The sequence below is a fragment of the Agrobacterium sp. 5Ca50 genome, from assembly GCF_055381905.1.
The window spans coordinates 3,434,576-3,459,888 of record NZ_AP026438.1 but is presented as its reverse complement, the minus strand read 5'-3'; the positions used below and the strand labels follow the sequence as shown (position 1 = coordinate 3,459,888).

The 25,313-nt window shown below is 54.5% G+C and carries 21 protein-coding genes; 8 read left to right on the top strand and 13 right to left on the bottom strand.

Annotated elements, in window-relative coordinates; genetic code table 11:
• The first annotated feature begins 1 nt into the window (after position 1).
• The 5 genes from tsaE to trxA all read left to right on the top strand — a co-directional run bounded on the left by tsaE (position 2) and on the right by trxA (position 9,477).
• Positions 2 to 1,495 carry a tRNA (adenosine(37)-N6)-threonylcarbamoyltransferase complex ATPase subunit type 1 TsaE gene (gene tsaE / locus ACZ5FM_RS16580; RefSeq protein WP_464040487.1) on the top strand — a complete coding sequence of 498 codons (1,494 nt, stop codon included), beginning with the start codon at positions 2 to 4 and terminating at the stop codon, positions 1,493 to 1,495.
• Between the two features lie 80 nt (positions 1,496 to 1,575).
• Positions 1,576 to 2,313 (top strand): nucleotidyltransferase family protein, encoded by a 738-nt coding sequence (locus ACZ5FM_RS16575; protein ID WP_464039270.1) that lies wholly within the window; start codon positions 1,576 to 1,578, stop codon positions 2,311 to 2,313.
• On the top strand, positions 2,310 to 5,498 hold the full coding sequence (addB, locus tag ACZ5FM_RS16570; RefSeq protein WP_464039269.1) for a double-strand break repair protein AddB: 3,189 nt from the start codon (positions 2,310 to 2,312) through the stop codon (positions 5,496 to 5,498). The genes ACZ5FM_RS16575 and addB overlap by 4 nt, the downstream gene beginning before the upstream one ends.
• Positions 5,488 to 9,066 carry a double-strand break repair helicase AddA gene (gene addA, locus ACZ5FM_RS16565; protein WP_464039268.1) on the top strand — a complete coding sequence of 1,193 codons (3,579 nt, stop codon included), beginning with the start codon at positions 5,488 to 5,490 and terminating at the stop codon, positions 9,064 to 9,066. The genes addB and addA overlap by 11 nt, the downstream gene beginning before the upstream one ends.
• A 90-nt stretch (positions 9,067 to 9,156) precedes the next feature.
• Positions 9,157 to 9,477, top strand: a complete 321-nt coding sequence (gene trxA, locus ACZ5FM_RS16560; protein ID WP_192490614.1) for a thioredoxin — start codon at positions 9,157 to 9,159, stop codon at positions 9,475 to 9,477.
• Between the two features lie 48 nt (positions 9,478 to 9,525).
• On the opposite strand, the gene ACZ5FM_RS16555 is transcribed toward trxA, so the two are convergent.
• Positions 9,526 to 10,746: an MFS transporter gene (locus tag ACZ5FM_RS16555; RefSeq protein ID WP_464039267.1), complete on the bottom strand. Its 1,221-nt coding sequence runs from the start codon at positions 10,744 to 10,746 to the stop codon at positions 9,526 to 9,528.
• Between the two features lie 101 nt (positions 10,747 to 10,847).
• Here ACZ5FM_RS16555 and ACZ5FM_RS16550 point away from each other — a divergent pair, with 101 nt between their 5' ends.
• A complete protein-coding gene (locus ACZ5FM_RS16550) occupies positions 10,848 to 11,249 on the top strand; it encodes a helix-turn-helix domain-containing protein (RefSeq protein WP_464039266.1) in 402 nt (133 codons plus the stop codon).
• Positions 11,250 to 11,255: 6 nt separating this feature from the next.
• Here ACZ5FM_RS16550 and ACZ5FM_RS16545 read toward each other — a convergent pair whose 3' ends face one another.
• The 7 genes from ACZ5FM_RS16545 to ACZ5FM_RS16515 form a co-directional block, all read right to left on the bottom strand.
• The gene (locus ACZ5FM_RS16545; RefSeq protein ID WP_464039265.1) at positions 11,256 to 12,608 is read right to left on the bottom strand and encodes a bifunctional folylpolyglutamate synthase/dihydrofolate synthase; all 1,353 of its coding nucleotides are present in this window, start codon (positions 12,606 to 12,608) and stop codon (positions 11,256 to 11,258) included.
• Between the two features lie 122 nt (positions 12,609 to 12,730).
• The gene (accD, locus tag ACZ5FM_RS16540; RefSeq protein ID WP_192490610.1) at positions 12,731 to 13,633 is read right to left on the bottom strand and encodes an acetyl-CoA carboxylase, carboxyltransferase subunit beta; all 903 of its coding nucleotides are present in this window, start codon (positions 13,631 to 13,633) and stop codon (positions 12,731 to 12,733) included.
• A gap of 39 nt (positions 13,634 to 13,672) precedes the next feature.
• Positions 13,673 to 14,512, bottom strand: a complete 840-nt coding sequence (trpA, locus tag ACZ5FM_RS16535; protein WP_192490609.1) for a tryptophan synthase subunit alpha — start codon at positions 14,510 to 14,512, stop codon at positions 13,673 to 13,675.
• Between the two features lie 2 nt (positions 14,513 to 14,514).
• Complete coding sequence (gene trpB, locus ACZ5FM_RS16530; RefSeq protein WP_250984126.1) at positions 14,515 to 15,735, bottom strand: tryptophan synthase subunit beta; 1,221 nt, start codon at positions 15,733 to 15,735, stop codon at positions 14,515 to 14,517.
• 2 nt (positions 15,736 to 15,737) lie between these two features.
• On the bottom strand, positions 15,738 to 16,400 hold the full coding sequence (locus tag ACZ5FM_RS16525) for a phosphoribosylanthranilate isomerase (RefSeq protein WP_259148930.1): 663 nt from the start codon (positions 16,398 to 16,400) through the stop codon (positions 15,738 to 15,740).
• A gap of 171 nt (positions 16,401 to 16,571) precedes the next feature.
• Positions 16,572 to 17,333 (bottom strand): M48 family metallopeptidase, encoded by a 762-nt coding sequence (locus tag ACZ5FM_RS16520; protein WP_275643450.1) that lies wholly within the window; start codon positions 17,331 to 17,333, stop codon positions 16,572 to 16,574.
• Positions 17,334 to 17,510: 177 nt separating this feature from the next.
• On the bottom strand, positions 17,511 to 18,353 hold the full coding sequence (locus tag ACZ5FM_RS16515) for a fumarylacetoacetate hydrolase family protein (RefSeq protein WP_464039264.1): 843 nt from the start codon (positions 18,351 to 18,353) through the stop codon (positions 17,511 to 17,513).
• Positions 18,354 to 18,489: 136 nt separating this feature from the next.
• Here ACZ5FM_RS16515 and ACZ5FM_RS16510 point away from each other — a divergent pair, with 136 nt between their 5' ends.
• The gene (locus ACZ5FM_RS16510) at positions 18,490 to 19,092 is read left to right on the top strand and encodes a nitroreductase family protein (protein ID WP_464039263.1); all 603 of its coding nucleotides are present in this window, start codon (positions 18,490 to 18,492) and stop codon (positions 19,090 to 19,092) included.
• A 162-nt stretch (positions 19,093 to 19,254) separates the two neighbouring features.
• On the opposite strand, the gene gyrB is transcribed toward ACZ5FM_RS16510, so the two are convergent.
• The 5 genes from gyrB to ACZ5FM_RS16485 all read right to left on the bottom strand — a co-directional run bounded on the left by gyrB (position 19,255) and on the right by ACZ5FM_RS16485 (position 24,573).
• Complete coding sequence (gyrB, locus tag ACZ5FM_RS16505; protein WP_192490603.1) at positions 19,255 to 21,690, bottom strand: DNA topoisomerase (ATP-hydrolyzing) subunit B; 2,436 nt, start codon at positions 21,688 to 21,690, stop codon at positions 19,255 to 19,257.
• Positions 21,691 to 21,831: 141 nt separating this feature from the next.
• Positions 21,832 to 22,197 carry a helix-turn-helix domain-containing protein gene (locus ACZ5FM_RS16500; RefSeq protein WP_250984131.1) on the bottom strand — a complete coding sequence of 122 codons (366 nt, stop codon included), beginning with the start codon at positions 22,195 to 22,197 and terminating at the stop codon, positions 21,832 to 21,834.
• Positions 22,194 to 22,760: a Smr/MutS family protein gene (locus tag ACZ5FM_RS16495; protein ID WP_259148937.1), complete on the bottom strand. Its 567-nt coding sequence runs from the start codon at positions 22,758 to 22,760 to the stop codon at positions 22,194 to 22,196. The genes ACZ5FM_RS16500 and ACZ5FM_RS16495 overlap by 4 nt, the downstream gene beginning before the upstream one ends.
• A complete protein-coding gene (mltA, locus tag ACZ5FM_RS16490) occupies positions 22,757 to 23,878 on the bottom strand; it encodes a murein transglycosylase A (RefSeq protein ID WP_464039262.1) in 1,122 nt (373 codons plus the stop codon). The genes ACZ5FM_RS16495 and mltA overlap by 4 nt, the downstream gene beginning before the upstream one ends.
• Positions 23,875 to 24,573: a Tim44/TimA family putative adaptor protein gene (locus tag ACZ5FM_RS16485; RefSeq protein WP_192490599.1), complete on the bottom strand. Its 699-nt coding sequence runs from the start codon at positions 24,571 to 24,573 to the stop codon at positions 23,875 to 23,877. The genes mltA and ACZ5FM_RS16485 overlap by 4 nt, the downstream gene beginning before the upstream one ends.
• 142 nt (positions 24,574 to 24,715) lie before the next feature.
• Here ACZ5FM_RS16485 and ACZ5FM_RS16480 point away from each other — a divergent pair, with 142 nt between their 5' ends.
• A complete protein-coding gene (locus ACZ5FM_RS16480) occupies positions 24,716 to 25,258 on the top strand; it encodes an FxsA family protein (RefSeq protein ID WP_464039261.1) in 543 nt (180 codons plus the stop codon).
• Positions 25,259 to 25,313: the final 55 nt, after the last annotated feature.

Genomic DNA, 25,313 nt, shown 5'->3' with positions numbered 1-25,313 from the left:
CATGCATATCCAACTGGCAGGAGAAGCGGACACGATGCGGCTGGGCGAGCAACTTGCCCTGACCTTGAAACCCGGCGATTGTATTGCTCTGGTCGGAGATCTCGGAGCCGGTAAGTCGACATTGGCGCGGGCATTCATCCGCGCCATGGCAGAAGACGAAGAGCTTGAAGTTCCAAGCCCGACCTTCACCATCGTACAAAGCTACAATCTGCGCATACCTGTCCACCATCTCGACCTTTACCGCCTGTCGGACGTCAGTGAACTGGACGAACTCGGGCTGGACGAAATGCTGAAAGATGGCATTTGCCTTATAGAGTGGCCGGATATTGCAGCAGAGGATTTACCGCGCGACAGCCTGCTTACGTTGCAGCTGGAGCATTCCGGCACCGGGCGTATTGCGCAACTGGAATGCCCAACCCGTATTCTTGACCGTCTGCAGCGTGTTTTGGATATCGCGGATTTTCTCGGAAAAGCTGGTCATGGAACGGCTAAACGCCGTTTTCTGACAGGTGACGCGTCTACTCGTGCCTATGAAACCATTCTGCCTCAAGACGGACCTAACCTAATCCTGATGGACTGGCCGACACCGCCCAAAGGTGCTGTTATTCAGGACGGTAAGACCTATGCGGAAATTGCCCATATTGCACAAACGCCACCGGCCTTTATCGCTATAGGCAATTATCTCTCCCGCAATGGATTGTCGGCACCGGCCATTTACGCCGCCGATATAGGCAAGGGGCTGTTGCTGCTGGAAGATCTCGGTCGCGAAGGGGTTCTCGATGAAGCGGGCAACCCGATAGCGGAACGTTATCTGGAAAGCGTCGCCTGTCTTGCCCGAATACATGCGTTGAAAACACCCGACATTTTGCCGGTTGATGACAGCGAAACCTATTCGATACCCGGCTTCGATCGCGCCGCCATGAAAGTGGAAGTGTCGCTTTTGATCGACTGGTATCTGCCGTGGAAACGTGGGTCTGCCGCATCCCAGGATGAGCGTGACGAATATTTTGCAATCTGGGACGATCTGATCGACCAGCTTGCCGACAGCGAGACAAACTTGCTGCTACGCGATTTTCATTCTCCAAACATTATCTGGCGTGATGACAGAACCGGTGCGGGCAAGGTCGGTATCATTGATTTTCAGGACGCGATGATCGGGCCAACCGCCTATGACGTAGCGTCGTTGGTGCAAGATGCACGTGTGACCATACGTCCTGATCTGTCAGACGCGCTTCTCGAACGTTACCTTGTGTTGCGCCGTCAGCAGGACACGACGTTTGATGAAACGAAGTTCCGCGACACCTTTGCCATTATGGCGACACAGCGTAATTGCAAGCTCGCCGGCATCTGGGTACGTTTGATGCAACGGGATGGCAAACCGGGATATATGCGCCACATGCCGCGCACGATGGAGTACCTTAAAGCCGTATTAAAAAATGATCGGCTTTCCCCCTTGCGGGACTGGTTAATCAAGGCTGATATCGGCATTCTCTAAAGCATCCTACCGAAAACGGTGGAGTGGTCTGCGGATCATCTCATGCTTGAACAAATGACGTCTCGAACCGAACAGGCAACATGACAATTCGCAATGCAATGGTTCTGGCAGCAGGTCTTGGCACCCGGTTGCGTCCTATAACTGACACGACCCCGAAACCACTGGTGGCAATCAGTGGTAAACCGATGATCGATTATGCCCTGGATGCCCTGACACAGGCTGGCATCGATACCATTGCCATCAATGTGCATCACCATGCCGGGCAAATGGAACAGCATCTGGCACGCTATGATCGTGCAAATATCCTGATTTCGGATGAACGCGACAGGTTGATGGATTCAGGTGGTGGATTGGCCAAAGGATTGAAATTGTTGCCAGCCGGCCCGGTTATGGTGATGAACGCGGATCTGTTCTGGCTCGAACGCCCTGACCTCGAACAGACGGCGCTCGAAAAATTAGCCGGATTCTTTGACAGCAATCGGATGGATATGGCCATGCTTTGCGTCACGCTGGAGCATACAACGGGCCACAATGGCAAAAAGGACTTCAACCTCAACGACGACGGTCGCCTGGCACGTTACCGTGATGGAGATGACAATCCTGTCGTCTACGCCGGTGCAATCGCGATGGATTCGCGGTTGCTTGCCGATGCGCCTGACGAACCCTTTAATCTGAATATCTATTTCGACCGGGCGATCGCAGCAGGCCGCCTTTTTGGCACCATGCTAGATGGTGAATGGATAACGGTTGGTACGCCGGATGCTATTGAAGCTGCAGAAATGACGATCCGCCGTTTTAACCGCGAGGTTGCGGCATGAGCGGCTCCGCTCATCATCAGCGCATCGTTACTATCGCCGCTGGTAGCCCGTTTCTGAAGACGCTTGCGGAAACACTCTGCAATGGCCAACTAACGCCGGATTACCGTTACGATCCAACCGATCCCCTGTCACTGGCACGGGTGACGATTTACGTGCCGACCCGTCGTTCGGCCCGTAATCTTCGCTCCGAATTTGTTGATCTTCTCGGCGGTAAATCAGCCATTCTTCCGGTTATTCGCCCACTGGGTGAAACGGATGACGATAGCGGTTTTTTTGATGCCGAAACACCTGCGCTTCTTGATCTTGCTCCACCAATTTCGGGCACGGCAAGACTTCTGGAACTGGCCCGTTTGATCCTAGCCTGGCGAAACAGCCTGCCTGATGCGATCCGCGCAGTGCATTCCGATTCGCCACTTGTCGCACCCGCCAGCCCTGCCGACGCTATTTGGCTTGCCCGGTCACTGGCCGAGGTGATTGATGCCATGGACACCGAGGAACTGGATTGGGAACGGCTGGGCGAACTGGACACCAGCGAACATGCGCAGTGGTGGCAACTGACAGCCGACTTTCTCAGAATTGCCAGTCAGTTCTGGCCAGCCCGGCTGAACGAGCTAAACCGTTCTTCGTCTGGACGGCACATGAATTCAGTTTTGCGAGCTGAGGCACAGCGTCTTTCAAAACTTAACGATAGCGGCCCGGTTATTGTTGCCGGTTCCACAGGCTCTATTCCGGCAGCGGCTGATCTGATCGTGTCCGTGTCCCGACTGCCGCAAGGTGTTGTCGTACTTCCGGGTCTTGACACCACCATGCCCGAAGAGAACTGGCTGGCGATTGCCACCGAACCGGACGATCCTTCCAGCCGTACACATCCACAATATGGATTGTTCGTCCTGTTGCAAAAGCTTGGCGTGCTGCGTCGTGACGTGGAAGCCCTTTCAACGCCAACGCCAGCACTTCAAAAACGGGCCGCCGTGTTTTCTGCCGCCATGGCACCTGCGCAGGTCACCGACGACTGGGGTCGTTGGCGGGATGAAAATCCTCACTCAATTTTCGAAGAGGCGTTTGAAAACGCCTGCCTTATTGAAACGGCAAATGAGCGCGAAGAAGCCACGGCAATTGCCATTGCTTTACGTCTTGCACTGGAAAAACCCGGTCGCCAAGGCGGTCAGTCTCAGGCAGCACTCATTACCCCCGACCGCGCACTTGCCCGTCGGGTGGCAACCGAACTTGCGCGATTTGGCATTGAGGCGGACGATTCCGCCGGTACCCCACTGACAGCGACATCACAATCAACCATCCTGCAGCTGGCACTAGAGGCCATTTTGCGGCCGGGTGATCCTGTCGCGATAGTCTCGCTTCTCAAACATCCACTTGCACGGTTCGGTGCGACGGTTGAAGAACACGATCGGGGCATGACCGGCCTCGAGCTTCTGGCTTTGCGTGGCGGTACCGAGGAAGTCGACATTGCCACAATCAGCGGCATGCTTGCCGACCAGCTTCTGCAGCACAGCACAGACCGCCATCCGCCAAAATGGCGCAGCGCTTTGCCGGAGGAGATTGCGACAGAAGCAGCGCTGCTGGCAGAAAAAATCCTGCCAGCGATAGAACCATTGACCTCTACTTTCCTGTCCGAAGGCAAAAATGGCAGGCCGCGGACGGATCGTCTGCCCCTGTCACAATGGGCGGAAAGAACGGGCCGCGTGCTGGAAGCGATCTGCGTTGATGAAAACGGAGATCTGGCCGCCCTGTGGTCTGGAGAGGCCGGTGATAAACTTGCCAACCTGTTGGGCGAGTTGATGGAAAGTGGCGACATTCTGGATGCTGACGGTCCGCAATGGATTGATATTGTCATGGCGCTGGTGGCGGGAGAATCGACCAAGCCGCGCGCCATGAGCCATCCTCGCGTGTTTATTTTCGGTGCACTGGAAGCCCGTTTGCAGACCATGGATACAATGATCCTTGGGGGCCTGAATGAGGGCGTCTGGCCAGGCCAGACCACCAACAATCCTTTCCTTTCACGCAGTATGAAAACCGCCATTGGGCTGGAACCACCGGAGCGCCGTATTGGTCAATTAGCGCATGATTTCGACATGGCCAATGGAACACGCGACATATTCTATACCCGCTCGCTGCGGCAGGGCTCGGCACCATCTGTGGCTTCCCGCTGGCTGCAGCGCCTGCTGGCGCTGGGTGGGCCGAATTTCGCAAAACAACTGAAAGAGCGTGGCGAACCCTACCGACAATGGGCAGCCATGCTGGATAGCGGTCTGTCGCAAGATCCGGCCAGACGCCCCTCGCCAATTGCGCCTGCCGAACTGCAACCAAAAAGCTATTCTTTCAGTGAAGTGGGCAAATTACGGCGTGACCCCTATTCCATTTACGCACGCCGTATTCTGAGACTTGATCCAGTCGATGAATTTAACCGAGATCCCGGCGCCGCTGATCGCGGTACGTTGTATCACCGCATTATTGAGCGCTACACAGCAGCCGAACATGTTCCCGGCACACCGGCTTCATATGAGGCCATGCACCAGATTCTGAACGCATGTTTTGATGCGGAAAATCTACCTGCACATATTGATGTCGTATGGCGGCAGCGGTTTGCAGCCGTCGCCAACTCTTTCATCGAATGGGAAAAGGCACGCCATCATGATATCCGGCGTACTTTCACCGAGGTTCCCGCAGGTATGGAAATGCCACTTGCCGGTATTCGCCTCACCGGCATCGCCGACCGGATCGATCTGAAAAAAAATGGCTTGGCCGACATTGTCGACTACAAGACCGGACTGTCGCCTTCCGTACAACAGGCACGCGCCCTGCTCGACCCGCAATTGGCGCTGGAAGCCGCTGCACTGCGAGGCGGCGCGTTTCGCAATGTTGGCAATCAGGAGCCGGAAAACCTCGTTTACGTGCGCCTGAGACCCGGCGAACGTTTCCTGTCCGAACAGGTCAACAACGAACACTCGACCCGCTCGACCAAAAAGCAGCCGAAGTCGGCGCTGGAACTGGCCATCGAATCGGTTGAGCAGCTTGAAAAATTCGTAGGACTTCTGCAACGCGGCGAACGTGGTTTCGCCTCACGCCTCATTCCCGAGCAGCAGCAGACCTATGGCGGCGAATACGACCATCTGGCCCGGGTTTCCGAGTGGTCTACCGCAGAGGCGGGAGACGGCGATGGCGAGTGATACCATGCATTACGAAACAGACATCGATAATCCGGCCAATGACGATCCGAAAAGCTGGATCGACTGGACAGTCAGCCAGCAGACACGTGCGTCGGATCCCCTCGGTTCTGCCTGGGTGTCTGCCAATGCCGGTTCCGGTAAAACCCACGTTCTGACACAACGCGTTATTCGCCTGCTATTGGCTGGCTGCCGCCCATCGGCGATCCTTTGTCTGACTTATACAAAGGCTGCAGCGTCTGAAATGTCGAGCCGTGTGTTTGACCGGCTGGCGGAATGGGCAACCTTGCCGGATGAGGATCTGGCGCGCCGCATCGCGACAATTGAGGGAAAGCAGCCGGATCGGTTGAAGCTTGCCGAGGCAAGACGGTTGTTTGCACGCGCCCTGGAGACGCCGGGCGGTCTTAAAATTCAGACCATTCACGCCTTTTGCGAAGCGCTTCTGCACCAATTTCCGCTGGAAGCAAATGTCGCCGGACACTTCTCGGTGCTTGACGATCGTGCCGCTTCGACGCTTCTTGCCGAAGCAAGGCGAACACTGTTGACGAGTGTTTCCAGTGATCGCGACAGCGAGCTTTCACAGGCTTTGGCTTACGTTCTGGATATTGGTGATGAGACAGGGCTGGAAAGTCTGTTGAGCGCCATTGTCGCCAGCCGCAACCCTATTCACGCCTTTCTGGCACTGGCCCGCAAAAGCGGTGGCATTGATACGGCACTGCGACGTGAGTTTGCTATTCCTGACGGCATGAGCGAACAGGATGCCGCGAGCGCGTACTGGCCCCTACCTTATCTCAGTGGTGCATTGCTGGACGCCTATCTGACGCTTGCCGACGAGGTTGGCGGTGCGCGGGCAGAAGTGGTTGCCTATCAGCTGCGGCTGGCGATCAAGGAAAGCGACCCAGTCAAACGAATGGATTTTGTCGAGGCGGCCATTCTGACCGAAAAAGGCACGCCCAAAACCGATGCCTTCCTGTTCAACAAGGCGATGTCGAAAGCAGCACCGGAACTGGGTGACGCTTTTGCCGCGGCAAAGGAGCATGTGGCGGCCTGCCGCAATACCTACCGCACGCTTCGCATGCTATCTGCAACCCGCGCTGCACTTGTACTGGCAGAAAGGCTGATTGCCGAATTTGAGGATCTGAAGAAGCAACGTAGCCAGTTGGACTTTGAAGATCTGATCGAACGTGCTGCAACACTTCTCAACCGCGATACAGCCGGTGCATGGGTTCATTACAAGCTGGACCAGGGCATTGACCACATTCTGGTCGATGAGGCGCAGGACACCAGCCCGGTGCAGTGGTCCATCATCCAGTCTCTGGCAGCCGATTTTTTCAATGGTCGCACGGCGCGTGAAACACGCCGCACAATGTTTGCCGTGGGCGACGAAAAACAATCCATCTACTCCTTCCAGGGAGCCAGGCCTGAGCGATTTGCGCAGGAGCGCCGCGACACACATCGACGCGTGACGGCGGTCGAGCAGGTATTCCATCCGGTGCGCCTACCGCTTTCCTTCCGCTCCACCGAAGACGTGTTGTCGGCTGTCGATCAGGTGTTTTCCAATGAGGAAAATGCCAAAGGCCTGAGCTTTACGGGAGAGCCGGTCGAACATCGCTCCAACCGCATCGGCCAGGCTGGTACTGTTGAAGTGTGGGAGATGATTGCCGCCGAGCAAGCTGACACCGAAGACGATTGGACGGCACCGTTCGATTCGCTACCAGAAAGTGCACCGCCTGCCGTTCTAGCCCGTCGAATTGCCGCACGGATCGGTGAGATGATTGGCAATCAGACCATTACCGAGAAAGGCGTGACCCGGCCGATTGAAGCGGGGGACATTCTCGTTCTGGTCCGCAAACGCCACGCCTTCGTTAACGCCCTGACCCGCGAACTGAAAAAACGACGCGACATTCCTGTTGCCGGTGCCGACCGCCTGCGGCTGACCGACCACATCGCCATTCAGGATCTACTGGCGCTGGGGCGTTTTGTGCTTTTGCCGCAGGATGACCTTTCCCTGTCTGCACTTCTGAAAAGCCCGCTGTTCAACCTGTCGGAAGACGATATTTTTACCTTAGCAGCCAAGCGGGAGGACAATGAAAGCGTCTGGCAGCACCTGCAGCGGTTATGCAGCGGTGAAAGCCGCTCGCCGTATCAAGCAGCAATGGAACGTCTGCAGGGCTTTATAACGCTTTCCAAAACCGCAACGGTGCATGACTTCTTTGCCGCCATTCTTGCGCTCTATGAAGGACGCAGGCTGTTCCTTGCGCGGCTTGGCAATGAGGCGAGTGACGTTCTGGACGAATTCCTGTCTTTTGCACTCGACCATGAGCGAGCCGGCCTGCCGGGTCTGCAATCTTTTATCTCCGTGCTGGAAACCGACTCCCCGGAAGTCAAACGTGAGCAGGACAACGAGCGTAATGAAGTACGCATCATGACCGTGCACGCATCCAAAGGTCTGGAAGCGCCAGTGGTTTTCCTGGTGGATGGCGCATCAAAGGCTTTCAACCACAGTCATCTGCCGAAACTTCGTTTTATCGAAGCCGCAGAAAATTCATTCCCGGTCTGGCTACCCGGCAAAGGTTTCAGCAATACGCTGACCGAAGCCGACGAAGCGCGGCTGAAAATGTCGGCGGAAGAGGAATATCGTCGCCTGCTTTATGTGGCGATGACCCGCGCTGCCGATCATTTGATTGTCTGCGGATATCGCGGGCCGAAAGAAAATCCGGATTGCTGGCATGCAATGATTTCAGCAAGCCTTGCTTCGGATGAAACACGCTGCCAGTCGATTACGCTGAAAAGCGGTGCCGAGGAATGGGGTGGTCTCTTATGGCGGGCAAGTACAGGCGGGGCATCTGCTGAAATAAAAGACACGCTAGAGGTTCAACATCATGACAGTCCCATGCTGCCGGCAGCACTTGGCGAGCCGCTGCCACCACAGATCTATCTGCCGCGACCTCTCAGCCCCTCCGGTGCCGGTACAATCATCGATGATGGTGCGGATGATCTGATCGTAACATCGCGATTGTTTGCGACGGAAAAAGCATCGTCTTCGGGCATAGCACTGCAACGTGGGCGGTTGATTCACCGCATGATGCAGATGCTGCCAGATTTTACAGAAGAAGAACGCCGCGATGCTGCCTTGCGTTACGTGGAGCGTGCCGCCCGCTTCTGGCCCCAGCGCGAACGCGACAATCTGATCGAAACCACGCTTTCTGTCTTTGCCAATCCGGAGTTGAAAGCTGCTTTCTCAGCCAATAGCCGTGCGGAAGTCTCTATCATGGGAACGCTCACCCTCGGCAGAACCGACTATGCAGTCTCCGGCCGTATCGACAGGTTGGCGGTGGATGGCGATCACGTTATCCTCATCGATTACAAAACCAACCGTGTTCCGCCAAAGGGCAATGTTGACACGCCTCATTCCCATAAGGCGCAGCTCGCTATCTATAAACGCATTCTTGAGCCGCTCTATCCGGGTAAAACCTTCGTCTGCGCGTTGGTTTACACGGAAACGGCAAAGCTTGTGACGCTGGATGAGAAAGAACTCGCGCTGGCCCTTGCCGCAATCAAGACAAAGTGAGATACCGGGAAAACCGCACACAGGGCATTGAAATTCTGCCCCCGCCGCATCACATGCTTGCCAACAAGCTTCACTGAAAGGAGAGCCGCGATGGCTACCGTTAAAGTCGATACCGCCAACTTCCAGTCGGAAGTTCTCGAATCCTCCGAACCTGTCGTTGTTGATTTTTGGGCGGAATGGTGCGGCCCGTGCAAGATGATTGCACCAAGCCTTGAAGAGATTTCCAATGAACTGGCTGGCAAGGTCAAGGTTGCCAAGCTGAACATCGATGAAAACCCTGAGCTTGCTGCTCAGTTCGGCGTTCGCTCTATCCCGACACTTGCCGTTTTCAAGGGTGGCGAAGTGGCTGACATCAAGGTAGGCGCTGCCCCCAAGAGCGCGCTCTCTGCCTGGATTGCTGGCGCAGCCTGATTTTCCAATCAGAATACAGATTAAAAGCCCGGCCATGCCGGGCTTTTTTTATGGCTGCTCGCGAGTCAGACTTTCCCATCTACGCCTGCCTGCCGCGATATTCGCAGCGATTGCAGCAATCATCATGGCGCCGGAGAATAGAAAAACCAGCTGCATGCCCTGCCCTATGGCCTCACTTGTGGCATCTGCTAAATTTTCGGTGCCGACACCGGCGCTGAAAACAACTCCCATAATCGATGCACCGGTAATCAAGCCGATATTGCGTGACATGGTCAGGACACCGGATGCTGTACCGCGCTGTTCTCTCGGCACATCTGCCAAAGCTGCGGTGTTATTGGCCGCCTGGAACAATTGATATCCCGGCGTCAGCAGAATGATGGACGCAATATATCCAACCAGCCCAATCGTGTTAGGCAGAAAAGCCAGAAGAAAAGCGCCGGCAGCCAACAAGATCAGCCCGAGGGACAACACTCTCCTGCTTCCCCAGACATCAACAAGTCGACCCGATGGCACACCGCTGATGATCGACAGGAGCGGCCCAATCGCCATGACAAAGCCGATCTGATTAATCTGCAACTCCAGCCTGAGGCCGAGATAAAATGGGCCGACAACCAATGTCGTCATCATCACTGCGGCGACCAGAAGATTGATGACAAGACTGGCGACCAAGGCGGCGTTGAACACCGATCGCATGCTAGCAGCTACTGTTTGTTTTCTCGCGACGTCATCAGGCAGGATTACAACTGCCAGCAGCAAGGCGATTGCGGTGACAGGGATCTGCAGCCAGAAGATACCCTGCCATCCCGCCACCGGGATTAACAGGCCACCAAGCGAGGGGCCAAGAGCGGTACCAACAGCGGAAACGGTTCCGAGCAGTCCCATGGCCCGTCCAATCCGCGATTGGCTTGCCATTTGGCGCATCAGGGCCATGGAGAGCGTCATTAGAAAAGCTGCGCCGATACCTTGAAGTGCTCGTGCAGCAATCAGCCACCAGAGATTTTGCGCAAATGCACTGGCAAATGAGGCAAGGCAAAATAAGCCAAGGCCAGTTTGTAACATGGGCTTTAAACCGAACCGGTCACCGAGCCTGCCAGCGATGACGACGGATACTGTCATGGCAGCAAGATAGATGACCACGACCGCTTGCACTTCTGCAAACGGTGCCGAAAACGCCTCAGCCAGTGCTGGCAAGGCAATGTTGACAATGCTGGTGCCGAGCGATGCCAGCAACATCGATAATGAGAGGGTAAAAACTACCCCTTTCGTCATTCGCTGTTGTTCACTTACTTTCGTTTGCTGCATATCTTTGCCTCTTGTTTGAATAACGAACGAGGAGCATGCTGCCACTTCAAGCCAACTTGAGGTCAAGTATGAAATTTCTGGATATCGGCGAAGTTTCGGCGCGTAGCGGGTTCAAACCGTCGGCACTTCGATATTACGAAGAAGCCGGGCTGATCGGCTCGGTGTCACGCAAAGGTTTGCGTCGACAGTTTCCGCCCGAGGTCCTGCTGCAACTCAAATTGATTGCGATGGCCAAGTCAGCAGGATTTTCACTGCAGGACATTGCCGGAATGTTTGGTCAGAATGGACTGCCTCAGATATCGCGCGATGTTTTCCATCAAAAGGCGGATCAGATCGATGCACAGATCCGCGAACTGACGACGTTGCGTGACACGTTGCGCCACGTCGCCGAGTGCCCTGCACCGTCGCATATACAATGCAAGTCATTCCGGCAGCTTCTGAATGCTAGTTTGACCGCAAAGCCAGCCTGAATGATGTCAGTCTGGAAGTGTGCCGTTGGCAGAAAGCGCGTTGCCAGCTAGGTAGAGCGATCCACCAATCAGAATACGTGGAGCCGGTGCGTCGAGCATCAGCCTGCCGTGAATCTCCTGCAGCGCTTCCTCGATTGACGAGGATGGCTCTGCCGTCAATCCGGCGTCAAAGGCGGCATGTGCCAGAACGACAGGATCAATTGCAGCATCGGTTCCGCCAATCGGCACGGTAAAGACATATTCGGCGATATCGGCAAATGCCTTGAAGTAGCCAACCGGATCCTTGGTATTGATCATACCGGCGATGATGAACAGCGGGCGCGGCTGCTTTTCCTCGAAACCAGCCATCGCTTCGGCAATCACTTCACCTGCACCGGGATTATGCCCGCCATCGACCCACAATTCAGCACCCTTTGGCGCCAGTTGAAACAGTTTGCCATCCATCAGTCTCTGCAAACGACCCGGCCATTCTACCGACTGCATGGCTTTTTCCATCATGCGTTCACTGACTTCGAAGCCTGCAGCCTTGACGGCGCGAATGGCAGCAGCGGCATTGGCAAGCTGATGGCGGCCCGGAAGCCGCGGCATTGGTAGATCGGACAGGCCAAATTCGTCCTGGTAGATCATGCGGCCAAATTCCTCATGGGCACCGTAATCCTGTCCAAAGACAGTGGTGGGACAGGACAGCCGCTCGGCCGTTCCGACCAGAACCTCAAGAGCCGCATCAAACTGCTGATGGCCGATGACGACCGGAAAGCCCTTTTTCATAATACCGGCCTTTTCGGCCGCAATCAGTTCCACCCTGTCACCGAGATAAGGCTGGTGATCCAGCGAAATCGGCATGATGACGGAGACAGCCGGGCTGTTGATGACATTGGTGGCATCAAACCTACCGCCAAGTCCCACTTCGATAATCGCAACATCTGCCGGATGTTCCGAAAACAACAAGAACGTCACCGCCGTCAGAATTTCAAAAACTGTGATTTTTTGTCCGCCATTGGCATCAGCCACGCGGCGCAATGCGTTGGCAAATACGGCATCTTCCACGAAACGACCACGGCCTCCGGGGACGCCGAGGCGGTATCGTTCGTGCCAGCGCACCAGATGCGGCGAGGTATGAACATGAACAGAAAGACCGGCTGCTTCGAGAAGCGCGCGGCTGAACGCCGTGACAGAGCCTTTGCCATTGGTGCCGGCCACATGAATGACAGGCGGCAGGCGGCGATGTGGATTGCCCAGCTTCTCAAGAAGAGCGGTAATACGCTCCAGCGAAAGGTCAAAGCCCTTCGGATGAAGCTGCATCAGCTTTTCAATTTCCAGTTCGGCTTCACTCATGGGCAAGTGCGTCATGTCGGTCATTCGCCCCTCAGGCGTCTAAAGCGTGTGTCTAGAGGACAAAGCCTGTTCCGCACACATCCGGAAAATACAAATGCGCAGCCTGACGAAAATGCAGGCTGCGCATGGATCTTGAAAAAGCGCAATCAGGCGGAAACGGCATCAACCACGGTAACCTGCTTTTTTTCAGGCGCCGCGATGTTCGATTTCGTCATGATCTTGAGAAGGTTTGCCAGCGTATCGGGAATCTCATGGCGATCCACCACCATGTCGACCATGCCGTGATCCAGCAGGTATTCCGCCGTCTGGAAGCCTTCCGGCAGCTTTTCGCGAATTGTCTGCTCGATAACGCGCTTGCCAGCAAAGCAGATTTCGGCACCTGGCTCGGCAATGTGAACATCGCCCAGCATTGCATAAGACGCGGTCACACCGCCCGTGGTCGGGTTAGTGAGCACGACAATATACGGCATGCCTGCTTCTTTGAGCATGTTGACGGCAACAGTGGTGCGCGGCAGCTGCATGAGAGACAGAATGCCCTCCTGCATACGTGCGCCACCGGAAGCCGGGAACATCACGAGCGGGCACCGTTCGGAAATAGCGCGCTCAAATGCCTTGACGATGGCCTCACCGGCCGCAATACCCAGCGAACCGCCCATGAACTGGAATTCATGCACGACGGCCACAATCTTTAGGCCCTTCAGCAAACCAACGCCGGCCAGAATGGTATCTTCCTGGTCGGTCTTGATGCGGCTGTCACGCAGGCGATCGGTGTATTTCTTTGAATCGCGGAACTTCAGCGGATCCTGCGCGACCTTTGGCTGCTGCAGTGCTTCGTAAACGCCGTCATCAAACAGATCAGCAAGTCGGGCCTTGCCCGGCATCTTCATATGATAGCCGGAAGCAGGAATAACCCACTTGTTGTCTTCCAGATCCTTATGGAAAACCATCTCGCCCGTTTCCGGGCACTTGATCCAGAGGTTCTCCGGCACATCGCGGCGGCCCAGCATGGAATTGATGCGCGGCCGAACGTAATTGGTGATCCAGTTCACTTGAAAACTCCTGACTTTTTCTGCTGACCGTACCGAATACTACTCGGCAGCAGCAAGGCGTGATGCTCTGACGCCCGTGGAAAGTCCCTTTACCAGTGTCGTGACGGCATGAACAGTGTCCGCTGACGCCTTACCGTCCTTTGTCAGACTTCCGGCAATCTGCGCGACAATCGCAGTACCGACCACCACACCATCGGCAACTGCGCCTATGGCCTTGGCATGTTCGGCTGTCTTGACGCCGAAACCGACACAAACCGGCAGGTTCGTGTGCGCCTTGATACGCCCGACGGCCCCGGAGATCAACGACGGATCCGGCAGCGCCGAACCGGTGATACCGTTCATCGAAACGTAGTAAACAAAACCGGACGTGTTGTTGAGAACCGCAGGCAGACGCTTCTCATCCGTGGTCGGTGTTGCGAGACGAATGAAATTGAGACCTTTCTGCAATGCTGGAATGCAGAGTTCGTCATCCATTTCCGGCGGCAGATCAACGATGATCAGGCCGTCTATACCGGAGGCCAATGCATCGTCGATGAACTTTTCGACCCCATAGATGTAGATGGGGTTATAGTAGCCCATCAGGACAATTGGCGTATCGTTATCAACCTTGCGGAATTCACGGGCCAGATCAATCGTGGTTTTTAGCGACTGGCCGTTCTTTAGCGCGCGCTGGCCAGCCAACTGAATGGCCGGGCCGTCGGCCATCGGATCAGAAAACGGCATGCCGAGTTCGATCACATCTGAACCGGCTTCCGGCAGCGCCTTCATGATGCCAAGCGATGTTTCGAAATCAGGATCGCCACCCATGAAATATGTAATGAGCGCCGGGCGATTTTCTGCACGCAGATCCGCGAAACGTTTTTCCATACGAGCAGTCATGATTACGCACCCATTCCCAGAAGTTTCGCCACAGTGAAGATATCCTTGTCGCCGCGACCGGACAGATTCATGAGAATGATTTCGTCCTTGCCCATTGTCGGCGCGCGCTTGATAACTTCGGCCAAAGCATGGCTTGGCTCCAGTGCGGGAATGATGCCTTCAAGACGTGTCAGTGTCTGGAATGCTTCCAGAGCTTCATGGTCCATGATCGGAACGTATTCAACGCGACCAATATCATTCAGCCAGGAATGCTCAGGCCCGATACCCGGATAGTCTAGACCGGCAGACACGGAGTGACCTTCCTTGATCTGGCCATCTTCATCCTGAAGCAGATAGGTACGGTTGCCATGCAAAACACCTGGAGAACCGGCCGTGATGGATGCGCAGTGCTCATCACCCGACAGACCCTTGCCGCCAGCCTCGACACCGACAATCTTCACACTTTCATCATCCAGGAACGGATGGAAAATACCGATAGCGTTGGAACCGCCGCCAACAGCTGCAATAACCATATCCGGCAGACGGCCTTCGGCCTCCATCATCTGCTGTTTGGCTTCTTCACCAATCACAGCCTGAAAATCGCGCACCATCTCCGGATACGGATGAGGTCCGGCAGCGGTACCGATCAAATAGTAGGTGTCGTCGACATTGGTAACCCAGTCGCGCAGCGCCTCATTCATGGCGTCCTTCAACGTGCCGTGGCCAGCCGTGACCGGCTTAACTTCAGCACCGAGGAGTTTCATGCGGAACACGTTTGGAGCCTGACGCTCAACATCCGTTGCACCCATGTAGACAACACAAGGCAGACCAAACCGTGCGGCCACGGTGGCAGAAGCCACGCCGTGCTGGCCGGCACCGGTTTCAGCGATGATACGAGTCTTGCCCATGCGTTTGGCAAGCAAGATCTGGCCAAGGCAATTGTTGATCTTGTGCGAACCGGTGTGGTTCAGCTCTTCGCGTTTGAAATAGATCTTGGCACCGCCGAGTTCCTCGGTCAGGCGTTCCGCGAAATAGAGCGGGCTTGGACGGCCGGTATAGTGGGCGCCGAGATGCTTCAATTCCGCCTGGAATTCAGGATCATTCTTGGCCTTGTCCCATTCCGCCTGAAGATCGAGGATCAGAGGCATCAGGGTTTCGGCAACAAAGCGCCCCCCGTAAATGCCGAAGCGCCCATCCTGGTCGGGACCGGCACGAAACGAATTCGGTTTTGGCGTCTCGTTCACTTTCAAACTCCCTGCGGTTTGTTTCCGGCTGTCTCGATGGCATCAAAAAGTGCATCGATCAGTCCGAGATCCTTCACGCCCGGCGCACTTTCCACGCCCGACGATAAATCTATTCCCCTCGCCCCGGTGCGTGACAGCGCCTCTGCGACATTATCTTTGTTCAATCCACCGGAAAGCATGTAATCGATATCTGCGTCAAGGCCAGCCAACAACGACCAGTCAAAGCTTACACCATTGCCACCCGGCAGATCCGAACCCTTTGGAGGCTTGGCATCGAACAGGAAACGATCTGCTATTCCTATATAGGGTTCTACCCTGATAAGATCATCAGCTTCACGGATGGAAAGTGCCTTCATGACTGGCAATCCGTAGATCGCCTTGACGTTCAAAACCCGTTCAGGGGTTTCCGTGCCATGAAGCTGCAGAATATCCGGTTTGAGAAGCGCAATGATCTCGTCCAGATCATCATTGTCGGCATTGACGGTGACAGCAACGATTTTTGCCCGTCCCCGCACCGCATCCGCCAGTTTTCCAGCAATATCAGGTTCAATATTGCGGGGGCTTTTTTCAAAGAAAATGAAGCCAATATGGCTTGCACCACGGGCAACGGCTTTTTCCACCGCTTCCGAGGTCTTCAATCCGCAGATCTTGATATCAGGTTTCATAGCCGCGACGTGACATGATTTTATCCAAGAGTCGAGCCAAAACGCGACCTCCCGATGAGAGAATATGTTTCACGTGAATCCAAGTTGTAGTGTTACCTGTTATACGCGCGACAAAATGGGCCAAATGATGGAAAACATAACAGAGTGGCCATCATTTTATGCCAATGACGTCTAGCTGAAATCCAATGCATGCAGCTGTGAACCATGCCGCTTCAGCCAGGCCTTGGATTCTTCCATATGTGGGCACAGTGCTTTGCACAGTGCCCAGAATTTTGGTCCGTGGTTCATTTCACGCAAATGCGCCACCTCATGAGCGGCCAGATAATCAATGACACTGTCCGGGGCCATAACGATACGCCATGAAAAACTGAGATTGCCTTCGTAGGAGCATGATCCCCAACGGCTGCGCGTATCTTTCATGGTGAGGGAGCGCACCGGCCGGCCCACGGTTTTTGCATGCATGGCCACCAGCCGCTCTAGATCAGCACGGGCTTCCTTTTTAAGGTACGTTGAAATGCGTCGACCGGTATGTTCCGGCAGGCCACTGACCCGCAAGATCGCCTCCCCTTCCGGAGTACGCAGAACCTGCGTCACCCCGCGCAACGTTCCGGTATGTTCGATACGGTGGGAAATACCGCGAATGCTGATGGTACCGCCATGGCGCAGATGTTGCTCCGGGCCAAGTTTTTCGAGCCTGTTTTTCAGCCAGCCGTGATGCCGATCAAGAAAATCATCGACCTCGCGATGGTGTAGACCATAGGGAATGGTGAGTTTCAGACCCTTTCCGCCTGGTTCGATACGCAGGGTAATACGGGTGGCGCGCAGGTTTTCCTTGATAACCAACGGCAAGCTTCTGCCAGCCACTTCATGCACACGCTGAAGCGGGGCTTTGGGTTTTGCTGGTGTTCGAGATTTTCTCAGTAAGGAAAACATGCTGTTTCATAACCGATTCGAGGCCATTCACGCCAAGGAAAACTGCATCCTGTCAATCCTGCGGGTATGTCGCGGACTATGAAACAAACAAAAGCCCGAAGGTACCTTCGGGCTTTTGTGTAACTTCCAGCATGTCTTGCGATAAAAACATCGCAGAACGCACCGTCAATTCAAATCTTAGACGTCAGCGACGAAAGTCTGCTTCTGCGTGCCAAGGCCTTCGATGCCGAGCTCAACAACGTCACCTGCCTTGAGGAAGCGTGGTGGCTTCATGCCGAGGCCAACGCCTGGAGGTGTGCCGGTGGAGATAACATCGCCCGGGTGCAGAGACATGAACTGGCTGAGGTAGGAAACAACATTGGCAACGCCATAAACCATGGTCTTGCTGGAGCCGTTCTGTACAGTTTCGCCGTTGACCTTCAACCACATTCCAAGGTTCTGTGGATCAGTGATCTCTTCCTTCGTCACCAGCCACGGGCCGATCGGGCCGAAGGTGTCGCAGGACTTGCCCTTCGTCCACTGTCCCTGACGCTCGGTCTGGAACGCACGCTCGGATACGTCATGGCTTACGCAGTAACCTGCAACATAGTCCAGTGCGTCGGCTTCGGAAACGTATTTCGCTGTCTTGCCGATAACCACACCCAGCTCAACTTCCCAGTCGGTCTTTTCAGAGCCGCGTGGAATAACGACATTGTCGTTAGGACCAACGATAGCAGATGTTGCCTTCATGAAGATAACTGGCTCAGGAGGAACGGCTGCGCCGGTTTCAGCAGCGTGGTCCGAGAAGTTCAGGCCGATGCAGATGAATTTGCCGGTGCCGGCAACGCAGGCGCCAATACGGCTGTCATCGAGAACTGGCAGGCTGGACAGGTCCAGTGCAGCAATCTTTTTGAGGCCTTCAGGCGAAATCGCCTCGCCGCCAATATCCCTTACATGAGCGGAAAGATCACGGACCTTACCGTCGTTGTCAAGAATGGCTGGTTTTTCCTGACCCGCTGGGCCAACACGCATCAATTTCATAGGGATCCTCCCGGTTGTCAGACAAGATAGATCATATATGAACGATCTATTTATCCTTGTCACCCCTTGACCGCATATGGACCTGAAAAATAGCATGCGGAATGCTGACATCTTTTTACCAATGAAAGGCGCAAAGATGACCAAAGCCAATTCCCGCCAATCTGAATATCCCGTTGATCCGTTGTTTCTGGAACGCTGGTCACCGCGAGCCTTCACCGGTGAGGCAATGCCGGCGGATGATCTTCTGACTATTCTGGATGCAGCCCACTGGGCACCATCTGCTTCAAATTTCCAGCCATGGCGTTTTATCTACGCCCATAATGGCAGCGAACAGTGGCAGACACTTTTCGATTTGCTGATGGACGGTAACAAACGTTGGGTCGACAAAGCGTCTGTACTGCTGTTTGTGGTATCTCGCACCTACAATGTTTCACGCGAAGGCGAGAAAAAGCCATCGGCGACTCATTCCTTCGATGCTGGTGCTGCTTGGTTTTCAATGGCCATGCAGTCGCAGTTGCTCGGTTACCATGCCCATGGCATGGGTGGCATTTACCGTGACAAGGTACTTGAGGCTTTGGATATCCCCGAGGGGTATCAGGTTGAGGCAGCAGTAGCGATCGGCAAGATAGCCGACAAGGACACCCTGCCCGATGATCTGAGAGAACGTGAAGTGCCAAGCGGCAGACTGCCACTGGCAGACGTTGCCTTCGAAGGCAAATTTACCGGCAAGATTGATTAAGGGCAGTTTCCGCTTTCGGCAGTCTGGCACCAACGGGCTGTCTTGCCGCAAAGACATCTTTAATTGGCGCAACAGCACAAAATAAAAATCCCCGAGGTTTAGCTCGGGGATTAAAAGTTTCACGTGAATCCTCAACCATTCACCGTCTGGGACGGTGCCTGATCAGATATCGAGGTTGGCAACGCTCAAGGCGTTTTCCTGGATAAAGTCACGGCGCGGCTCAACTTCATCGCCCATCAGGCGCGAGAACAAGCCATCCGCATCGGTCGCATCATTGACCTTGACCTGCAGCAGCGAGCGAACGTTTGGATCCAGCGTGGTTTCCCAAAGCTGCTCGGCATTCATTTCGCCAAGACCTTTATAACGCTGCATGGACAGACCCTTGCGGCCGGATGCAAAGATCGCATCCAGCAATTCACGCGGGCCGGAAAGGGTGATGTTGCCTTCCTTGCGGGTCAAGACCGGCGGAACACGGTAGATGTCTGCCAAGCGAACGGACAACTGGTCAATGTAACGTGCATCAGCCGAACCGATCAGGTTCATATCGAGCCACGCCACTTCCTTGACGCCACGCACCATACGTTCGAAACGGAAACCACCCTCGTCCGTCACGTGACCACTCCAACCGCGTTCGGTTTCTTCAGCAATCATATCCAGGCGCCGTGCCACTTCGGCGGCGATTTCTTCGCCACGGCTCTTGTCAGCAGCAAGCTCGACATTAAGAAGGCCAGCAATTGCCGCCTGCTCGACAACACCGCGATTATAACGCGAATGGAGACCATCAATCAGCGAACGCAGCTTGGACGTGTCAACAATTATCTCACGCAAATCCTGGCCGGCGCGTACTTCGCCTGAACCCAATGTCAATGTCGCGTCTTCGAGACCCATGGTCACCAGATAATCTTCCAGCGCCTTTTCATCCTTCAGATATTGAACGGACTTGCCACGCGTCACCTTATAAAGCGGCGGCTGCGCGATATAGAGATGACCGCGTTCGATCAGTTCCGGCATCTGACGGAAGAAGAATGTCAGCAGCAGTGTACGAATATGTGCCCCGTCCACGTCAGCATCGGTCATGATGATGATCTTGTGGTAGCGCAGTTTATCTGGATTAAACTCGTCCTTACCGATCGACGTACCAAGCGCGGTAATCAACGTACCGATTTCCTGGCTGGACAACATCTTGTCGAAGCGGGCGCGCTCTACGTTGAGGATTTTACCGCGCAGCGGCAAAATGGCCTGTGATTCACGTGAACGACCCTGCTTGGCAGAACCACCAGCCGAGTCACCCTCGACGAGGAAAAGTTCAGACTTGGCAGGATCACGTTCAGAGCAGTCAGCAAGCTTGCCAGGTAGAGACGCGATATCCAGTGCGCCCTTACGACGGGTCAGTTCGCGAGCCTTGCGCGCAGCTTCACGGGCAACCGCAGCTTCAACCACTTTGCCAACCAGAACCTTGGCTTCTGTCGGATGTTCTTCCAACCAGGTCGAAAGGGCTTCGTTGACCAAACCTTCAACAACTGGCCGCACTTCCGACGAAACCAGCTTATCCTTGGTCTGCGACGAGAACTTTGGATCAGGAACCTTAACAGACAGAACTGCAGTCAGACCTTCACGGCAATCGTCACCGGTCAGGCTGACCTTCTCCTTCTTGGTGATACCTGACGTGTCCGCATAGGAGGTGATCTGACGTGTCAGCGCACCACGGAAACCGGCCATATGCGTGCCGCCATCGCGCTGTGGAATGTTGTTTGTGAAGCAAAGAACATTTTCATGGTAGCTGTCGTTCCACCACATGGACACTTCAACGGTGATCCCGTCTTTTTCGCTTTTGATAAAGATCGGCTTGTCGACCAGAGATTTCTTGGAACGGTCAAGGTAGCGCACATAGGCTTCCAGACCGCCCTCATAAAGCATCTCTTCCTGCTTGATTTCCGGGCGACGCTTGTCAGTTAACAGAATGCGCACACCCGAGTTAAGGAAAGCGAGCTCCCGCAGACGGTGTTCCAGCGTGCCGTAATCAAATTCGATATGAGTGAAGGTTTCCGTGCTTGGCTGGAAGGTAACTTCCGTGCCGGAACGACCTTCATAATCACCAATTACTTTCAGCGGCGCATCAGCCACGCCGTGGGTGAAAGCGATTTCATGCAGCTTACCATTGCGGCGGATACGCAGCTTAAGCCAAACGGACAGCGCGTTCACCACCGACACACCCACGCCGTGCAGACCACCAGATACCTTGTAGGAGTTCTGGTCAAACTTACCACCTGCGTGCAGCTGGGTCATGATAACTTCAGCGGCAGAAACACCCTCACCGGTGTGGATGTCTGTTGGAATACCACGGCCGTTGTCGGTCACAGTGACCGAGCCATCAGCATTGAGCGTAACAGTTACAATATCGGCGTGGCCGGCCAGCGCTTCGTCGATTGCGTTATCGACAACTTCGTACACCATGTGGTGCAGGCCGGAGCCATCATCCGTATCGCCAATATACATGCCAGGGCGCTTGCGTACCGCATCGAGACCCTTGAGAACCTTGATCGAATCGGCGCCATATTCAGGGGTTGCGCCAACTTCGCCAGACGGTGTTTCGGTCATGAATTGTCTTTCCAAATTTGTCGGTGGCAGAAGGGGTCTCTGCGAATCACCAGATTCCTGACCCGCGACTATAGAAATTTTAGGGCAACATCCAAAGTCCGGGAACTGTTCTAACCCCCATAATTCAGGGGATAGAGGCATTTATCCGGTCGTCCGGCTGCGTTGCAGAACATCTGACAGTTCATTTAGCACGGATGATGGCAAATGGCGAATATCCTTCGCAAGCGCGTTGGCAAAGGCGGTGTATTCCGGCGCCATACCAGACGTGTCAATAACCACCCTTGGATCGGATACACCGGCGAGAGAAAACAGCTCCTCTGCCTCGTCCCAGATAATATTGAAATATCCGGCAACCCGCTGGAGAAAATCGAAGCTGGGTTTGCCACGCTTTCCATGCTCCAGCGCTGAGAGGTAGGCGGGCGACACACCGATGGCATAGGCCATTTGCTTTTGCGTCACGCCCTTACGTTCTCTCAACAGACGCACAGCTTCTGCAAAGGGTGTCATGATCGATCTCCCCTCGCCCGCGACAGCCTGACATAAAGCGCGCCATCACCACCGTGATTACGCGAAGCATCTTCATAAGACGATATCAGGTAACGGAACTCCGGTTTGGAAAACCACATTGGCACTGCTCGTTTCAGGGCACCATCGCTGCCGAGCGACCTGCCTTTGCCGGTGATGACCAATACATGCCGCATACCCCGTTCATGGGCGCGGATCAAAAAATCCAGCAGAATAGAATGCGCTTCGCTCTGGACCATGCCGTGCAAATCAATACGGCCTTCAAGTGGCAGATGGCCGCGGGTCAGTTTTCGTTTGACCGGTTTCTCAAGCGGATGGTGAATGCGACCAGCCTTAGTCTTAATACCGGGATCAAGCGGCACTTCCTCAACAATCATTTTCGGGAATTGCGCTTTGGGCTTCTCCGGTTCTGCGGCAACGGGCGCTGCTTCCGTTACATCTTCAAACTCCAGGTCTTCAAGACGACCGGACACAGGCCGTGTCGTTCTGGCGACCTTGCCCCACAAAATGCGTTCGTCCCGATTCAGCTTTCGACCACCCTTCATGGCCGGTACCTTTGGGCGGCATGGTTGGGTAGCAGAATGTAAAAATCAGCGTTGTTGCGGATCGTGCCTGCCTGCTCTCCAGCCAGATAACCGGAGCCCGTGAAAATATCACCGCGTGCCGGACCGATAATCGCCGAACCGGTATCAAGCGCCAGCATCAATCTGGCAAAAGGTTTTCCCTCGTCGAGAGGTGTCAGCTCCGCAGCGTGAATAAAAAATGGGTAGCCAAATGTGTGAACAGAACGATCGACAGCCAGCGAGCGGCCGGCGATCAGTGGAACCTTTGCAGCCGCCACCGGCCCCAGAGTTTCATCCGAAACATCCGCGACCTTGAAAAAGATATAAGACGGATTGTGCCACAGCACTTCGTCCACCAAGGCAGGATTTTCACCGAGCCATTTACGAATGGACTGCATGGAAACAGTGGCCGGATCGATGCAGCCACGATCAATCAGCAACCGACCGATGCCTGAAAATGGATGACCAGCTTTTGCCGCATAGGTGATGCGGGTCACGCTTCCATCGGCAAATTTCAGCCTTGCGGCACCCTGAACATGAGCGAAGAACACATCAATCTTTGATTTGGCCCAGGCAATTTCCAGATTCCTACCCTGGAGATAACCCTGATCAATCACTTTGCGGTCCGGATAGAAATCGACACCGTTGTCGCCAGAAAGTCCAAATGCATAGGATGCATCGATATGAACTGGGCGATTTTGCGCGTCCAGATCAATCAAATCAGTTGGGCGATTGTAGAAGGGATATTTCCAGACATCGTCAGGGACGGCAGATACTTCGACTTCTGGTTCATAAAAGCCTGTTACGAAACCTTGCGCTGTTTCCTGAGGAAGAATGGCAAATGGCGAACAGTGTTGTTCAAAAAACTCGCGGGCATCTGCTGCACTGGATGGCTGAAATGTTTCTGCCGCTTCAAGAAGCGGCAGCAAATCATCACTCGACAGTCCAAGGGAACCGGTCCGATAGGGTTTTATGGAGCGCAGATGCCGAAGACAGGCCTGCATAGCATGCAACAACGGGCGTGGGTCATCCCCACGCCAGCCCGGTAGATCCAAAAATTTCAGTTCTCGTAACGAGAAATTCTGGCCTTCGGCGCTCATTGTTCGGATTCTGTAGCAACCAGTTTCCAGTTTGGATCTTTTGACCGCACGTCGCGGGCAAAGGTCCAGATATCGTTGACCTCGGAAACACCCTCGGCATCGCCGTCTACCAGTTCACCATCCTTGTTATAGGTGGCCGAAATCAGCTGGCTGGCTATGCGCACTGTGATCTGTTCTTCTTCATCACGAATGCTGGCCTGAAGAATATCCGCCTTTTCGATACCGACAAAAGTGGACTTCACGACTTCGCCCTGTGCCTCACGTTCCGTAATGGCTGAATTGAAGCCATCATAAACTTCTCGTGACAACAGGTTTTTGAGGGTCTTGCGATCGCCATCAGCAAAGGCCATGACGATCATTTCGTAGGCCATACGGGCACCGTTGAGGAATTCCTTGGGCCGGAAAGACGGATCACTCTTGAGGAGTTCACGAAGTGATTCGTTCAGTTCTGTGCCTGGTTTTGCAAAAGAATCGATTTCAGCAAAACGCTCATCCTCATCCCTTCCATCGCGTTTGGGCAGGGTAACAACCTTGCCGTCATCACTACCGGGACCCCTCGCAGCGTCCTTTGCGCTATAGGGATCAAAGGGCGGTTTTTCATTTCCTGTGCGGCGACCAAGGACGCTGCGCAACTGAAGAAAAATCAGTACAGCCGCAACAAGAAAGAATAATGTTATGAAATCGCTTGAACCCATGTTTAGCCAAAACCACCATTTAAATCCACATCATGAAACATCATATAGTCTGAACTGTCACTCATTCAAATAGACAGATGCAATCGCCGGTATGGGCGTCATACCGTTGGCAACGAGATAACTCACACGCAAGGCGAGAATAATGCGTTTTCCACTCCTATCCTTCTTCGTCATACTGATGCCGATCTTGGAAATTGCTGGCTTCATTGTTGTGGGCAAGGCAATAGGTGTTTGGGCAACGCTGGCACTTGTCATTCTCAGCGCTTTCGCAGGTCTGATAATTTTGCGAGCGATAGGACTTGGCATGTTCCGCAAACTTTCGGCCAGCCGTCAAAGCGGCGTGGCGCCTGCCGAAGAGATCGTCCAGGGCGTTATGCTTGGCCTAGCCGGTGTCCTCCTGTTCCTACCCGGCTTCATTACCGATGTGATCGGTCTACTGCTGTTACTGCCTTTTGTACGCAAAGCGATCTGGTCGAAATTCGCAGCCAATATTGTTGTGGCCAGCAATTTCAGCCAAAGTCGCCAGTGGAGTGGTGGTGCCCGAAGCCAGTCTTCGCGCCCTGATGTCGTTGATCTCGATGACACTGACTTTCACCGGCAAGACCCGAATGAACAAAGTCCTTGGCGAAAAGGACCTGATATCGACCATCTTGACGGACCCGGAAACAACGGTCCCCGTGGCTGAAGGCTTGTAAGCCCTGTTTTGAAATGATAGATGGCCAAACACATTCAATCCGCGA

What these genes read in the sequence shown, in the direction of transcription:
- trxA (WP_192490614.1), top strand. Translation starts at nt 9,157, where the DNA reads ATGGCTACCGTTAAAGTCGATACCGCCAACTTCCAGTCGGAAGTTCTC.
- ACZ5FM_RS16485 (WP_192490599.1), bottom strand. Translation starts at nt 24,573, where the DNA reads ATGGGTTCAAGCGATTTCATAACATTATTCTTTCTTGTTGCGGCTGTA.
- ACZ5FM_RS16515 (WP_464039264.1), bottom strand. Translation starts at nt 18,353, where the DNA reads ATGAAATTGATGCGTGTTGGCCCAGCGGGTCAGGAAAAACCAGCCATT.
- addA (WP_464039268.1), top strand. Translation starts at nt 5,488, where the DNA reads ATGGCGAGTGATACCATGCATTACGAAACAGACATCGATAATCCGGCC.
- ACZ5FM_RS16480 (WP_464039261.1), top strand. Translation starts at nt 24,716, where the DNA reads ATGCGTTTTCCACTCCTATCCTTCTTCGTCATACTGATGCCGATCTTG.
- ACZ5FM_RS16575 (WP_464039270.1), top strand. Translation starts at nt 1,576, where the DNA reads ATGACAATTCGCAATGCAATGGTTCTGGCAGCAGGTCTTGGCACCCGG.
- gyrB (WP_192490603.1), bottom strand. Translation starts at nt 21,690, where the DNA reads ATGACCGAAACACCGTCTGGCGAAGTTGGCGCAACCCCTGAATATGGC.
- ACZ5FM_RS16555 (WP_464039267.1), bottom strand. Translation starts at nt 10,746, where the DNA reads ATGACGAAAGGGGTAGTTTTTACCCTCTCATTATCGATGTTGCTGGCA.
- tsaE (WP_464040487.1), top strand. Translation starts at nt 2, where the DNA reads ATGCATATCCAACTGGCAGGAGAAGCGGACACGATGCGGCTGGGCGAG.
- addB (WP_464039269.1), top strand. Translation starts at nt 2,310, where the DNA reads ATGAGCGGCTCCGCTCATCATCAGCGCATCGTTACTATCGCCGCTGGT.
- ACZ5FM_RS16550 (WP_464039266.1), top strand. Translation starts at nt 10,848, where the DNA reads ATGAAATTTCTGGATATCGGCGAAGTTTCGGCGCGTAGCGGGTTCAAA.
- ACZ5FM_RS16495 (WP_259148937.1), bottom strand. Translation starts at nt 22,760, where the DNA reads ATGAAGGGTGGTCGAAAGCTGAATCGGGACGAACGCATTTTGTGGGGC.
- ACZ5FM_RS16520 (WP_275643450.1), bottom strand. Translation starts at nt 17,333, where the DNA reads ATGTTTTCCTTACTGAGAAAATCTCGAACACCAGCAAAACCCAAAGCC.
- trpA (WP_192490609.1), bottom strand. Translation starts at nt 14,512, where the DNA reads ATGACTGCTCGTATGGAAAAACGTTTCGCGGATCTGCGTGCAGAAAAT.
- ACZ5FM_RS16545 (WP_464039265.1), bottom strand. Translation starts at nt 12,608, where the DNA reads ATGACCGACATGACGCACTTGCCCATGAGTGAAGCCGAACTGGAAATT.
- ACZ5FM_RS16525 (WP_259148930.1), bottom strand. Translation starts at nt 16,400, where the DNA reads ATGAAACCTGATATCAAGATCTGCGGATTGAAGACCTCGGAAGCGGTG.
- ACZ5FM_RS16500 (WP_250984131.1), bottom strand. Translation starts at nt 22,197, where the DNA reads ATGACACCCTTTGCAGAAGCTGTGCGTCTGTTGAGAGAACGTAAGGGC.
- ACZ5FM_RS16510 (WP_464039263.1), top strand. Translation starts at nt 18,490, where the DNA reads ATGACCAAAGCCAATTCCCGCCAATCTGAATATCCCGTTGATCCGTTG.
- mltA (WP_464039262.1), bottom strand. Translation starts at nt 23,878, where the DNA reads ATGAGCGCCGAAGGCCAGAATTTCTCGTTACGAGAACTGAAATTTTTG.